Source organism: Mesorhizobium sp. AR02 (assembly GCF_024746835.1).
GTDB lineage: Bacteria > Pseudomonadota > Alphaproteobacteria > Rhizobiales > Rhizobiaceae > Mesorhizobium.
Genome location: NZ_CP080531.1, coordinates 3,927,390 through 3,940,857, shown reverse-complemented (window position 1 = coordinate 3,940,857; position 13,468 = coordinate 3,927,390). Strand labels below are relative to the sequence as shown.

The 13,468-nt window shown below is 63.3% G+C and carries 13 protein-coding genes; 9 read left to right on the top strand and 4 right to left on the bottom strand.

Going from position 1 to position 13,468, the window contains the following annotated elements:
* Position 1: 1 nt before the first annotated feature.
* The 3 genes from DBIPINDM_RS23210 to DBIPINDM_RS23200 form a co-directional block, all read right to left on the bottom strand.
* Complete coding sequence (locus DBIPINDM_RS23210; protein WP_041003710.1) at positions 2-907, bottom strand: carbohydrate ABC transporter permease; 906 nt, start codon at positions 905-907, stop codon at positions 2-4.
* A 67-nt stretch (positions 908-974) separates the two neighbouring features.
* Positions 975-2,291: an ABC transporter substrate-binding protein gene (locus DBIPINDM_RS23205; protein ID WP_258581407.1), complete on the bottom strand. Its 1,317-nt coding sequence runs from the start codon at positions 2,289-2,291 to the stop codon at positions 975-977.
* Between the two features lie 358 nt (positions 2,292-2,649).
* Positions 2,650-3,336 carry a TetR/AcrR family transcriptional regulator gene (locus DBIPINDM_RS23200; protein WP_258581406.1) on the bottom strand — a complete coding sequence of 229 codons (687 nt, stop codon included), beginning with the start codon at positions 3,334-3,336 and terminating at the stop codon, positions 2,650-2,652.
* A 51-nt stretch (positions 3,337-3,387) separates the two neighbouring features.
* Between DBIPINDM_RS23200 and DBIPINDM_RS23195 the strand changes: the two genes are divergently transcribed.
* From DBIPINDM_RS23195 to DBIPINDM_RS23185, 3 genes are read left to right on the top strand one after another with little or no spacing between them, the layout of a single operon-like run.
* Complete coding sequence (locus DBIPINDM_RS23195) at positions 3,388-4,584, top strand: Tm-1-like ATP-binding domain-containing protein (protein WP_258581405.1); 1,197 nt, start codon at positions 3,388-3,390, stop codon at positions 4,582-4,584.
* Positions 4,585-4,595: 11 nt separating this feature from the next.
* Positions 4,596-5,462 carry a phosphoenolpyruvate hydrolase family protein gene (locus DBIPINDM_RS23190; protein WP_258581404.1) on the top strand — a complete coding sequence of 289 codons (867 nt, stop codon included), beginning with the start codon at positions 4,596-4,598 and terminating at the stop codon, positions 5,460-5,462.
* A gap of 5 nt (positions 5,463-5,467) precedes the next feature.
* Positions 5,468-5,884, top strand: a complete 417-nt coding sequence (locus DBIPINDM_RS23185) for a cupin domain-containing protein (protein ID WP_258581403.1) — start codon at positions 5,468-5,470, stop codon at positions 5,882-5,884.
* A 197-nt stretch (positions 5,885-6,081) separates the two neighbouring features.
* Here the strand turns inward: DBIPINDM_RS23185 and DBIPINDM_RS23180 are convergent, their stop codons facing one another.
* Positions 6,082-7,272 (bottom strand): M24 family metallopeptidase, encoded by a 1,191-nt coding sequence (locus tag DBIPINDM_RS23180; protein WP_258581402.1) that lies wholly within the window; start codon positions 7,270-7,272, stop codon positions 6,082-6,084.
* Between the two features lie 366 nt (positions 7,273-7,638).
* On the opposite strand from DBIPINDM_RS23180, the gene DBIPINDM_RS23175 reads away from it, so the two are divergent.
* The 6 genes from DBIPINDM_RS23175 to DBIPINDM_RS23150 all read left to right on the top strand — a co-directional run bounded on the left by DBIPINDM_RS23175 (position 7,639) and on the right by DBIPINDM_RS23150 (position 13,412).
* Positions 7,639-9,249, top strand: coding sequence for an ABC transporter substrate-binding protein (locus tag DBIPINDM_RS23175; protein WP_258581401.1), 1,611 nt, complete (start codon positions 7,639-7,641; stop codon positions 9,247-9,249).
* 270 nt (positions 9,250-9,519) lie between these two features.
* Positions 9,520-10,506, top strand: a complete 987-nt coding sequence (locus DBIPINDM_RS23170; protein WP_258581400.1) for an ABC transporter permease — start codon at positions 9,520-9,522, stop codon at positions 10,504-10,506.
* Positions 10,503-11,333: an ABC transporter permease gene (locus DBIPINDM_RS23165; protein ID WP_258581399.1), complete on the top strand. Its 831-nt coding sequence runs from the start codon at positions 10,503-10,505 to the stop codon at positions 11,331-11,333. Before DBIPINDM_RS23170 ends, DBIPINDM_RS23165 begins: the two co-directional genes overlap by 4 nt.
* Complete coding sequence (locus DBIPINDM_RS23160; RefSeq protein WP_258581398.1) at positions 11,330-12,127, top strand: ABC transporter ATP-binding protein; 798 nt, start codon at positions 11,330-11,332, stop codon at positions 12,125-12,127. Before DBIPINDM_RS23165 ends, DBIPINDM_RS23160 begins: the two co-directional genes overlap by 4 nt.
* A complete protein-coding gene (locus DBIPINDM_RS23155; RefSeq protein ID WP_258581397.1) occupies positions 12,124-12,909 on the top strand; it encodes an ABC transporter ATP-binding protein in 786 nt (261 codons plus the stop codon). The genes DBIPINDM_RS23160 and DBIPINDM_RS23155 overlap by 4 nt, the downstream gene beginning before the upstream one ends.
* Positions 12,906-13,412, top strand: a complete 507-nt coding sequence (locus DBIPINDM_RS23150) for an L-2-amino-thiazoline-4-carboxylic acid hydrolase (protein WP_258581396.1) — start codon at positions 12,906-12,908, stop codon at positions 13,410-13,412. Before DBIPINDM_RS23155 ends, DBIPINDM_RS23150 begins: the two co-directional genes overlap by 4 nt.
* The last annotated feature ends 56 nt before the right edge of the window (positions 13,413-13,468 follow it).

Sequence of the window (13,468 nt, the reverse complement as noted above, 5' to 3'; positions counted from 1 at the left end):
CTCAACGCTCCTTCACCTTGTTGAGGTACTTGACGTAGAGGTTGGTGATGGCCAGCACCATGATCAGCACGATATAGGCCAGCGCGCAGGACTTGCCGGTGTCCCACTGCTGGAAGGCCTGCTTGTAGAGCCGGATCGCAATGAGCTCGGCGGTCGGCTGGGTCGTCATCGTGTAGGCGATGTCAAAGGTCTTGAAGGCTTCCATAGTACGGAAGATCAGCGCGATCAAAAGGATCGGCGAGACCAGCGGCAACGTGATGCGGGTGAAGGTGTACCACCAACCTGCGCGGTCGATCGCGGCGGCCTCGTAGAGATGCTGCGGCACGGCAGAGAGGCCGGCAAGCGAGAGCAGCATGACGAACGGCGACCACATCCAGATGTCGGTGATCGCGACGGCGTAAAGAGCGCTGTCGGGATTGGAGAGCCACGCAAAGTCGCCAAGGCCGAAGACATAGTTGATCGGGCCCCAGGACGGACTGTAGAGCAGCTGCCAGAACAAGCCGACAACGGCCGCCGACATCATCATCGGCAGCAGCAAAAGCGTGGTGATCAAGCCCTTCATCGGAAAGCTGCGGTTGAGCAGAAGGGCGAGGCCGAAGCCGACGATCATCTGGCCGGCCACGGAGACGATGACGTATTTCGCCGTGATGACGAAATTCGACCAGATATGATCGTCGCTGAGCAGCTCACGGTAGTTCTGCAAGCCGACGAACTGCCAGGGTTCGCTCCGGTTTGCTGCAAAGTTCGTGAAGGAATAGCCCAGCGAATAGATCAGCGGAAAGATGTTGAAGACGATCAGGAACGCCAGCGTCGGGATGATGAACATGTTGCGGATGGTCAGATCCGACCAGCCGCGCGCGGCGGCCCTTGAGGCAGGATCGAGATGGGTGAGGGCTACCGAAGCCAACGAGCGTCTCCCTGAAAACAGGAATGCCGGAGGGGGAAATCCTCCTCCGGCATTCTGGCTGTGATGCTTACTTGTAACGATTGTACTTGGTGAACGTCGCCTTCCAGTCGGCGGCGGTCTTGTCGAGCGCTTCCTGGGCGGTGCCCTTTCCGCCGACCACGAACGGATAGATGTTCTGGTTCAGCTGATCGAGCACTTCGGCGTATTCAGGCGTCGCCCAGAAGTCCTTGACCATGAACATCGTGTCGTAGAACGCCTTGTTGTAAGGCGTGGCCTTCTGAAAGGCTTCCGACTTCAGCACGGCCTGGCTACAGGTGTAGCCGCCGAGCTCGGCCCACTTCTTCTGGGTCTCGTCCTTGATGAACCACTCAAGGAACTTCATCGCCTCGTCTTTGTTCTTCGAATACGAGACGACCGAAACTCCCTGGCCGCCGAGAGCGGCGAAGCGCTTTCCGTCCGGGCCGGCCGGGTTGGCGAAGAAACCCGTCACGTCGGCGTAGGGGTTGGTGGCCTTGTTCACCAGCGGCGGGAAGAAGGCGAAGAAGTTCATGCTCATCGCGGCGAGACCGCCGGTGATTGCCTGGTTGTCCTCCACGAAGAAGGTCTTTCCCCAGCCGGGAGGCGTGAACTTGTAGAGATCCTTGTACATTTCGAGGCCGGCGGCGGCCTGTTTCGAATTGGTGATGCCGTCGACCTTGTAACTTGCATAGTCGCCGAGATCGCCGCCGTAGCTGAAGATGGCGCTTTCGACGCCCATCGCCATCGCGTCATAGGAATTATCGGTGTAGATGGCGACGCCGTACCGCTTCTGGTCCGGACGGTGGAAGAACTCGGCGATGTCGCGCAACTGCGCATAGGTTTTCGGCACATCGAGGTCGTAACCGTACTTCGCCTTGAAGGCTTCCTTCTCCTTTGGGTCCTCGAACCAGTCCTTGCGATAGGACCAGCCGATCGCATCCCCTTCCAGCGGGATCGCCCAGTATTTGCCGGAACCGCCAGGGTATTCGGCATAATACTTGATGGTCGCGGGCGCCATCACGTCGGTGAGCTTGTGCTGGTTGAAGAAGTCGGTCAGATCGACATAGTGGCCCTGCGTCGAACCGGCGCCCAGCCATTGTGAGTCACCGACGACCAGATCGTAAGCGTCGCCATGCGCGTTGAACTCGGTGAAGGCCTTGGTCTGGAAATCGGGCCATGGCGTGGTCTGCACCGTGACCTTCACACCGGTCTCGGCCGTATAGTCGTTGACGAGCTCCTGCAGATAGTTCGCAGGATCCCATTCCGCCCAGAAAATGGTGAGTTCCTTGTCCTGCGCGTGGACGGATGTTCCGTAGGCAAGCGTCAGGCCGATACCAGCAAGCACGCTGGTCATTATCTTGCGCATAATGTTCCTCCCTGGTGCGCATTCTACCCTTGTCATGCGAGCCGGCAGCGTGGTCGGCCCTGGTAGTTCCTCCGGTGATGGCATTTCTCCGGCTTAGGGCCTCCTCGCCCTGCCGGAAAATGGATCGCAGCCCTCACTTTCGATCCGCTTTATCGCTCCTAATCTGGTATTACCAATTCTAGATAGACGTCAAGTTCTTTCTTGAGCGATCAAGGGCGGCACGATAAGCCATTCGGCGCAGCATCTGTCTGTTTTATCTTGTTTTTCCTACTCCTTGATATGCAACGGCCTTGTTTCCGGCTCCGTATCGCCATTAAGATCAGCATCTGGCTCAACTATCTGGTCGAACCAGATAATGTCATCCCGCACTTGGCGGCATCTCTCCACCGATCGCCGAGTCGGCCATCGCGGCCCGCACCAGCACCCCCGCCGCCCATTGCGCGACAGACCTCGTCCCGCGGCTGTCCAGGCCCCAGATATCCTTGAGAACGATCAGCACCTCGACGCCGAAGATCAGCGACAGCGCCTGCGCCAGGCGCTTGAAGTCGCGCGGCGGCAAGTGGCCCTTGAGCGGCGCGATCGCCTCCTGCAGCAAATCGACGCGATGACCGCGCGTGAAGGCCGGCTCGCCGCCCAGCGTGCCGGCCTGGCGTCGTGCCCATTGATCGAGCGACAGCTTCAGCGCCGCCTTGAACGTCGCTTCAAAAGCCTCGATGCGCGGCATGGCCGTGTCGAACAATTCAGCGACTCGGCGTTCGGCATCGAGAGAGGTCGACTGCCAGGTCAGGATTGGCCCCAGCCCCTCGTCAACGACGGCCTGCACCAATGCCGCCTGGCTCGGGAAATAGCGATAGGCAGTGGCGCGGGAAACCTCGGCCGCCTCGGCTACCTCGCTGACCGACGGCGTAACGCCCGCCTGCATCAGCCATGTCGCCGTCTCCAGCATCAGCCTTTTCGTGCGCGCCCGGGGTCCGCGCTCGGCGGCCTCGCCGCTTCCCCGCTCGGCGTCGCTGCTTGCAGTGGATCGTTGACGTGAGACATCCATGTCAATATGATACGCGCGTCTCAAAAATTTGCAATGACCTGGGAACCGCCCATGAAGCGCATTTATGTCGTGGGCACAGCGGACACCAAGGGCGAGGAACTCGCCTTCCTGGCCGATGCGATTGCCGCTACCGGCGCCGCCGTTTCCCGTGTCGACGTCGGCACGCGCGACGCAACCATCCCCGTCGACATCACCGCGAAGGAAATTGCCGGCCATCACCCGGACGGCAGCACAGCCGTGCTCGGCGGCGAGGACCGTGGCGCCGCGGTTGCCGCCATGGGCGTCGCCTTCACCCGTTTCGTCCAATCGCGAAACGACATTGCCGCCGTGATCGGCATTGGCGGCGGCGGTGGCACATCGATCATCACATCGGCCATGCGCGCGCTGCCGCTTGGGCTGCCGAAAATCATGGTCTCGACGCTCGCCTCCGGCGACACCGCTCCTTATGTCGATGTCTCCGACATCAACATGATGCCGTCGGTGACCGACATGGCCGGGCTGAACCGTCTCTCCCGCGTTGTCCTTCACAATGCCGCCCAGGCGATAGCGGGCATGGCGGCCAGGCCGGCGCCGTCGCCCGACGGCAAGCCGTCGATCGGGCTGACCATGTTCGGTGTCACCACGCCTTGCGTGACGGCCATCGCCGACCAGCTTCGCTCGACCTACGACTGCATGGTCTTCCACGCCACCGGCACTGGCGGCCGCAGCATGGAGAAGCTGGCCGACAGCGGCCTTCTGTCCGGTGTCATCGACATCACCACGACCGAGGTCTGCGACCTGCTGTTCGGCGGCGTGCTGCCGGCAACGGAGGATCGCTTCGGCGCGATTGCCCGTAGCAAGCTGCCCTATGTCGGTTCGGTCGGCGCGCTCGACATGGTGAATTTCTGGGCGCCCTCGACCATTCCGGACCGCTATCGCGGCCGGCTGTTCTACGAGCACAATCCGAACGTCACGCTGATGCGCACGACGGCGCAGGAATGCCGCGCGATCGGCGAATGGATCGGCACCAGGCTCGCCCATTGCGAAGGGCCGCTACATTTTCTCATCCCGGAAAAGGGCGTCTCGGCACTCGACATCGAAGGCGGCGCCTTTTTCGATCCCGAAGCCGACGCCGTCCTGTTCGAAGCCATCGAACGCACGATCAAGCCGAATGCCAAGCGCCGCGTCACCCGCTTGCCGCTGCACATCAACGATCCCCAATTCGCCAAGGCGGCAACCGCAGCTTTCCTCGACATCGCCAGACAGTGAGACCAAGAAAAATGCCCGCAATACCGCGCAAGGACATACTGAAGAAATTCCGGGGAATGATCGACAAGGGCGTGCCGATCGTCGGCGGCGGCGCCGGCACCGGCCTGTCGGCCAAGGCCGAGGAGGCCGGCGGCATCGACCTCATCATCATCTACAATTCCGGCCGCTACCGCATGGCTGGGCGCGGCTCGGCCGCCGGCCTGCTTGCGTATGGCAATGCCAACGAGATCGTCAAGGAAATGGCCTATGAGGTGCTGCCGGTGGTCAGACACACGCCGGTGCTGGCCGGCGTCAACGGCACCGACCCCTTCGTCATCATGCCGCTGCTCCTGGCCGAGCTGAAAACGATGGGCTTTTCCGGCGTGCAGAATTTCCCCACCATCGGCCTGTTCGACGGCACCATGCGGCAGAGTTTCGAAGAGACCGGCATGGGCTTCGGGCTCGAGGTCGACATGATCGCCGAAGCGCACAAGCTCGATCTCTTGACCACGCCCTATGTCTTCAATCCCGACGAAGCCCGCGCCATGACCAAAGCCGGCGCCGACATCGTCGTTGCCCATATGGGCGTGACGACGGGCGGCTCGATCGGTGCCACCTCGGCCAGGTCGCTCGACGATTGCGTTGTCGCGATCGACGCCATCGCCAACGCCGCACGCTCGGTGCGCAAGGACGTCATCCTGCTTTGCCATGGTGGTCCGATCTCGATGCCGGACGACGCCCGATACATTCTCTCCCATGCCAAGGGCCTGCATGGCTTCTATGGCGCGAGCTCGATGGAGCGATTGCCGGCGGAAGCGGCGATCGCCAGGCAGACGGCCGATTTCAAGGCCGTCACACTGGGCGGCGACAAAGCGACCACGAAGAAAAAGAAGGGATGAGAGAGATGACCGACAAGAGCAAGGTGTTTGTCTACCCGAAGGACGTCAGCGCCTTCGGTTTCGACTGGGGCAGGCTGGCGCTGACGGTGGCTCCGGAAGTGAACGGCGCGACGCGCTTTTCCGGCGGCGTCGTCGACCTGCCGTCAGGCAAGGGCCACACCCGCCACAATCATCCAGGCGCGGAGGAAATCATCTTCGTCATCTCGGGGCATGGCGAGCAGATGGTCGAGGACGAGAAGGGCAATCCGGTGGTCGAGAAGGTCGGCCCCGGCTGCACCATCTACGTGCCTGAGAGCCGGTTTCACTCAACGCTGAACACCGGCGATGGGCCGATGCAGCTGTTTGTTGTCTACTCGCCCGCCGGGCCTGAGCTGGCGTTGAGGGAGCTGCCGGATTTCAGGTTGGTGCCGGCAGGGAAATAATCTTCCTCCCGTCCCTCATTTGCAGGGAGGCCCCCTCATCCGGCCGCTTCGCGTCCACCTTCTCCCCGTGGGGGAGAAGAGGCTGGCATCGACGCCGGCGTCCTCCTCTCCCCTCGGGGAGAGGTCGGATTGCCCCGAATTGCCCTTCGCAATTCGGATGGCAATCCGGGTGAGGGGGCAGCACCCTTCAATACCGGCTAGGCGGTCCCACCCCTGTTCCACCCCCTGCCCCGATCCCCGAACATCACATAGCCGCCCTCAGTCACCGCCAGCGTATCCTCCAGTTTGATGAACCCTCGCGTCGGATGAAGCATGGTCGTCTCGACCGACAGCACCATGTTCTTTTCCAGCGGCTTTGCCGCATAGGTGCCTTCATAAGTCACCGGATGGTTGGTCATCAGGAATGGCGCTTCGTGCGTGATCAGGCCCATGCCGTGGGCGAAGAAATCCGTATAGGGCGCGACTTTGGATTTCTTCAGCTCGCTTTCCGCATGCGAAATCATGTCTCCGCCCAGCGTGCCGGCTTTCACCTTCGAGAATGCCGCCTGCTGCACCGTCTCGACCTCGGCCAGCAGGTCTTCCAGCTCGGCATCCGGTTCACCCAGAATGCCCATCCGGCAGAGGTCGCCGATATAGCCGTGATAATTGCCGCCGGAATCGATCGACAGCACCTCGCCCTTCTTCCATGCCTGTGGCGAGGCGGCGCGGTTGTGACTGGAGCCCAGCGTCAGCAGGCAATATTCGAAATGTGCGCCGCGATTGGTTTCCTCGCGCCTGATCTGCTCGATCATCTCGGCCTTGGTCGTGCCTTCGCGCGCCCAGGCAATGGTTGCCAGCATGGAATCGGTGATCAGTTCGGAGGCCGTGCGCAGCTTCTCCAGCTCGGCATCGGTCTTGATGGCGCGCATGCTTTCCAGCATCGCCGTCGCATCGATCAGCTTGGCGTCCGGCAGCGCCTTGCGGATCAGCGTGTAGGCATCCGACGGCAGGAAGCCGGGCTCGATGCCGATGCGAGCGCCGGCCTTGCCGATCTTCTGCAGATGCTCGACAGCAAAGTTCGCGGCATCGAGCGTGCCCCAGCAGGCGGCGTGCAGCGTCGGCGTCCAGAACGGATGGTTCTGGTGCTCGCCGCCCTCCATGCGATTGCCGATATAGGCCGCGTGATCCGGGCCGCCTTTTTCGTAGACGACGATCGGCAGGTAACGGCTGTGGCCGATCGCGTCCATGGCGGCGAAGAAGATGAATTTGTAGCCGCCCAGCAGATATTGCGTGTTGTGCTTGGAGGTCGCGAGCAACACATCGATACCGGCCTCCTCCATCAGCTGGTCGACTCTCGCCTGCTCAAACGGGATATTGCTGACGGCACTCTTGCCCGGCGCAATGTTCATCTCTCTCTCCCTGAATTGCCTGGGATCGACCTTGTTCCGCTCCCAATCCCTAGGCTGTGCATCAAATCTGCACCATTTTGCCCGCTCTGGTCTAGCCAGAAATACGCAAACGGTGCGGCCAGGCGGTCACCAAGTCGTCATTCGTCGCCTATCCGCGAAATCTGGTCCTACCAGATTGGTTGAATTGAACCGTTCTTCCAAACTGGTCCAGCGGACGAAAATTTCAAAGCCAAGCAAGGATGCGCCAATTCCGTCTCTGGCGAAACCCTCGGCAAGGCTCATAATCGCCACCGCAAGAATGCCGATGCCGGCATTCGAGGGGTGTTGTCGCGCCGATCGGGGTCGCGGAGAGGACGGAGTTCGATCATGTCAGATTTCACGATTTCGAGACGCAAAATGCTTGCCGGCTCGGCAATGCTGCTGGCCTCCACCGCCATGCCGACATTGGGCTGGGCGCAGACGCCGAAGAAGGGCGGGCGGCTGGTGCTCGCCGCCGATTCCGAACCGCGCAACCTCAACCCGGCGATCGTCGCCTCCAACGGCGTCTTCTTCATCTCCAGCAAGATCGTCGAAACGCTGGCCGAAGCTTCTTTCGACGGCAAGGACGGGCTCGCGCCACGATTGGCATTGAGCTGGGAAGGTGCCGCCGATGGGCTCTCAGTGACGTTCAAACTGCGTGACGGCGTCAAATGGCATGACGGCAAGCCGTTCACCTCGGCCGACGTCGCCTTCTCGGCACTGCAGATCTGGAAGCCGCTGCAGAATCTCGGCCGCACCGTGTTCAAGGATCTGGCCAGCGTCGACACCCCTGATGATCTCACCGCCGTGTTCAAATTCGCCAAGCCGACGCCGTTCCAGCTGATCCGCAACGCGCTGCCGGCGCTGTCGAGCGTGGTGCCGAAGCACGTCTACGAGGTCGGCAAGATCGAGGACAACCCGGCCAACAACGCGCCCATCGGCACCGGGCCGTTCAAATTCGGCGAGTACAAGGCCGGCCAGTATTACCGGCTGACGAAGAACACCGATTACTGGGGCAAGGACGAGCCTTATCTCGATGAGATCATCTATCAGGTTTTGCCGGACCGCACGTCGGCGGCGAGCGCGCTGGAAGCGCAAGAAATCCAGCTCGCCGCTTTTTCCGCCGTGCCGCTGGCCGACCTCGATCGCATCTCCAAGGTGCCCGGCCTGAAGGTGATCAGCAAAGGCTATGAAGGGCTGACCTATCAGCTCGTCGTCGAGATCAACCATCGCCGCAAGGAACTCGCCGATGTGAAGGTGCGGCAGGCGATCGCGCATGCCATCGATAAGGATTTCGTCGTCAAGACGGTGTTCCTCGGCTATGCCGCCACCGCCACCGGCCCGGTGCCGAAGAACGATCCGCAATTCTACACCGCCGGCGTGCCGACCTACGCCTTCGATGTCGCCAAGGCCAACGCGCTGCTCGACGAGGCCGGCTACAAGAAAGGCCCGGACGGCAAGCGCTTTGCGCTGAAACTTCTGCCGGCGCCCTATTTCAACGAGACAAAACAGTTCGGCGACTATCTGCGCCAGGCGCTCGCAGCCATCGGCATCGACGCGCAGCTGGTCAACAACGACTCCGCCGCGCACATCAAGGCCGTCTACACCGACCACGCCTTCGATCTCGCCGTCGGCCCGCCGGTGTTCCGCGGCGACCCGGCGATCTCCACCACCATCCTGGTGCAGAGCGGCATTCCCGACGGCGTGCCATTCTCCAACCAGGGCGGCTACAAGAACGACGCGCTCGACGCGCTCATCGCCAAGGCCTCGGAAACGCTCGACACCACGGCCCGAACCGACCTCTACAAGGAGTTCCAGAAGGAAGTGGCAGCCGACCTGCCGCTGATCAATGTCGCCGAATGGAGTTTCATCAGTGTTGCCCGCGACACGGTCGGCAACATCGCCAACAACCCGCGCTGGGCGGTGTCGAACTGGGCGGACACCTATCTGGAATCGTGACACATTCGCGCGGATGAAAGTTCGCGAAAAAATCGGTGGTGAGACATGGCCTAAGGCCGAGTTCCGTCACACCCCCCTCTGTCCTGCCGGACATCTCCCCCGCAAGGGGGGAGATCGGCAGTTTCGCCGTCGCGCAAATTCGGGTTCCAAGGTTAGCGAAAGCAGAGGTGACATCCAATCTCCCCCCTTGCGGGGGAGATGTCCGGCAGGACAGAGGGGGGTGCCTAGACACCGCACTTCTCTCGATCGGCACAGCGTCATGTCGCCTCCATGACCCGCGCCCTCATCCTCCTCCGTCGCCGCCTCGTCGGCAGCGTCTTCGTGCTGCTGATCGTCGTCATCGGCACCTTCCTTTTGCTCGAAGCCGCGCCCGGCGACGCCGTCGACGCCTACATCGTCTCGACCGGCGGCGACGCCGGCATGATCGAATTGCTGCGCCATCGCTGGGGCCTCGACCAGTCGGAGCTGACGCGGCTGGCCAACTATCTCTGGGCGCTGCTGCATCTGGATCTCGGCCAGTCGGTGACCTTCTCCAGACCGATCCGCGACGTGATCCTCGAGCGCCTGCCCAACACGCTGCTGTTGATGGTCAGCGCCACCGCGCTGTCCTTCGGGTTGGGTTCCGCGCTCGGCATCTATGCCGGCGCCAAGCCCGGCAGTTTCCGCGATCGCTTTCTGTCGATCGGCTCGCTGGCGCTTTATGCCGTGCCGGGTTTCTGGCTTGGCCTGGTGCTGATCGTCGTCTTCGCCGTCGACCTGCGCTGGCTGCCGATCGGCGGCATCGAGACACTGGCATCCGACAAGACCGGTCTCGACCGCGCAACCGACATCGCCATCCATCTCATCCTGCCGGTTTCCGCGCTCGGCTTCATCTATCTGGCGCTCTATCTGCGCATGATGCGCGCCGGCATGGCCGAGGCCTGGCGGCAGGATTTTGTGCTCGCCGCCCGCGCCAGGGGGCTTTCGCGCCGCCGCATCGTGCTCGCCCATGTCGCCCGCAACGCGCTGCTGCCGCTGGTCACCATGCTCGGCCTGCAATCGGCGCAGATGCTGGGCGGCAGCGTCGTCATCGAGAGCGTCTTTTCCGTGCCAGGCCTCGGCCGACTGGCGCAGGAAGCGGTGGCTTCGCGCGACACGCCGCTGCTGCTCGGCATCATCCTCGTCAGCGCCGTCCTGGTCATCGTCATCAACCTGCTCGTCGACATCGCCTACGCCTTCCTCGATCCGCGCGTTGGCGCCAGCGAGGCCGGCGCATGAGCCCGCTCCGCCGTTTCCTGCGCACGCCCGAGGCGGTCGCCGGCGCCATCCTTCTGGCTGCGCTGATCGCGATGGCGCTGTCGGCCGCGCTGCTGTTTCCCGGCGACCCACAAGCCATCGCCGGCCCGGCGCTGCTGCCGCCCTTCCAGGACTGGTCGCTACCGCTCGGCACCGACCGGCTCGGCCGCGACGTGCTGGCCGAACTGTTCCACGGCGCCCGCACCTCGCTTGCCGTCGGGCTAGCGGCAGCGGCGGCTGCACTGGCCATCGGCTCGGTGGTCGGCACGCTGGCCGGCTTTGCCGGCGGCCTCGTCGACGAGGTACTGATGCGCATCACCGATGCCTTCCAGACCGTGCCGAGCTTCCTGCTGGCGCTGGCCTTCGTCAGCGTTGTCGGGCCGTCGCTCGGCGTCGTCGTTGCGGCAATAGCGCTCGGCACCTGGACCGGCCCGGCTCGAATTGCCCGCGCCGAAGTCCTCTCCATCCGCGAACGCGACTATATCGCCAGTGCCCGTGCCATCGGCATGCATCCGCTCGAAATCGCCTTTCGCGAAGTGCTGCCCAACGCCTTGCCGCCGGTGCTGGCGATGTCGTCGGTGATCGTCGCCGCCGCGATCCTCACCGAAGCGGCGCTGTCCTTCCTCGGCCTCGGCGACCCCAACAGGGTCACCTGGGGCGGCATGATAGCCGAAGGCCGCGCCGTCCTGCGCACCGCGCCCTTCCTGTCGATCGTCCCGGGCATAGCGCTGGTGCTGACGGTGCTGGGCGTCTATCTGGCCGGCGAAGGCATCGTCGAAACGACAGCGGTTCGAAGAGGCCTGTCGTGACCGTGCTGGCGTCGATCCGCGACCTGACGGTGACCTACCGCCGCGACGGCGGCGAGGTGGCGGCGTTGAGGAACATCAGCCTCGACATCATGGCTGGCGAGCGTCTGGCCATTATCGGCGAAAGCGGCTCGGGCAAGAGCACGCTGGCACTGGCGATTGCGAGGTTGCTGCCGGCATCTTCGGCGGTTGGCGGAAGAATTGAATGGCCCAGCCTTGGCCGCACACCCCTCCTCGGCCGCGACATCGGCTTCGTCTTCCAGGATCCGTCCGCCAGCCTCGATCCCGTCATGACCGTCGGCAAACAGATTGCCGAAGTCGCGCATACGCATCTCGGCCTCGCATGGCCGCAGGCCTATGCAAAAGCCAAAACCCTGCTCGAACGTGTCCGCCTGCCCGACCCAGACTCAGCCCTGCGCGCCTTCCCGCATCAGCTCTCCGGCGGCCAGAAGCAGCGCGTGGCGATTGCCGCGGCAATCGCGGCCGGGCCGAAATTGCTGATCGCCGATGAGGCGACCAGTGCGCTCGACACCATCGTGCAGGCCGAGATCGTCGGCTTGATCCGGCGGCTGGTGGCCGAGGATGGCATGACGCTGCTGTTCATCAGCCACGACATCGCGCTGGCGGCCGAGCTTGCCGAGCGCATCGCCGTGTTCCGCCATGGTCAATTGGTCGAGCTTGGCACGACGGCACAGATTGTCGGCGCCCCAACGCAAACCTACACCCGCACCCTGCTCGACGCCCATATCGGCCTCGACGCCGAACCATTGCTGAACCGGGTCGGGCTGCACGCATGAGCCTGCTCGCAGTGTCCAACCTCACCAAGCGCTACCGTCGCGGCGGTAACACCGTCATCGCCGTCGACGACGTCTCTTTTCATATCGATCCCGGCGAAACACTGGCGCTGGCCGGCCCCTCCGGCAGCGGCAAGTCGACGATCGCCCGGCTGGTGCTGCGCCTGATCGAGCCGGACGCCGGCGCCATTGAATTCGAGGGGGATGACTTCCTAGCCTTGCGTGGCGCCGCCTTGCGTGCACGTCGCGCCCGCCTGCAAATGGTGTTCCAGGATCCGCTTGCTGCCTCCAACCCACGCGCCACCGTGGCGCGCGTGCTCGACGATCCCTTGCGCATCCATGGCATCGCCTCCAGCGCCGAGCGCCCGCGCCGCATCGCCGCCTTGCTCGAGCGCGTCGGCCTGACGGCCGAGCTTGCGCCGCGCGCCATCCATGAAATCTCCGGCGGCCAACGGCAGCGCGTCGCTATCGCCCGCGCCATCGCAACCAAACCGTCGCTGATCGTGCTGGACGAGGCGGTGTCGGCCCTCGACGTCTCGGTGCGCGGCCAGATCCTCGACCTTCTGCTCGACCTACAGAGGCAGGAACGGATCGCCTATCTCTTCATTTCACATGATCTCGGCGTCGTCCGTGCCATCGCCCACCGCGTCGTCCTTCTCGATGCCGGGCGGATTGCCGAGAGCGGCGACGCCCGTGCCGTGATCGACGCGCCGCAATCGGCCATCGGCAAGGCACTGGTGGCATCAGCGCCAAAGCTCAAAAGAACCACGCAGGACGCATCATGACCGACCCCGAAGCCAGAGCCGAAAAGCTGTCGCGCGAACTCGATTCCGCGTTCCGCAACCGCGCCGATCTCTACCGCCTGTTCCTCGACGAACTGACCGGAGAGCTGGGCGCCGAAAAAGCCGAGGCGATCATGGTCCGCGCCATCGAGCAGCGCGGCAAGGAAGTGGCGGCAGCGGCCTTCGCCAGCTTCGGCGCCAACGATGCGCGCGTCATCGGCGAGGCCTTCCTGGCCGTCAGCCCGGATGGCGGCCTGATGTATCCAACCGATATCGAACGGGGCGATGACCGGATCGCCTTCAAGGTGAAGCGCTGCCCGCTGAAGGATGCCTGGGTCGAGGCCGGCGTTGGCGACGAAAAACTCTCCACGCTCTGCCGCATCGCCGGCGCCTTCGACCGTGGCCTGTTCGAGGCGACGGGCGTGCGCTTCGACAACATCACCTGGACGCCAGGCCACGGCTCCGGCTGTTGCCACATCGCATTGACCAATCGCGATGCCGGCTAAGCAATTGACGATCTAAGGTGTGTTGAGATTCAGGTCAGGCGGAGCATTTGCAGACC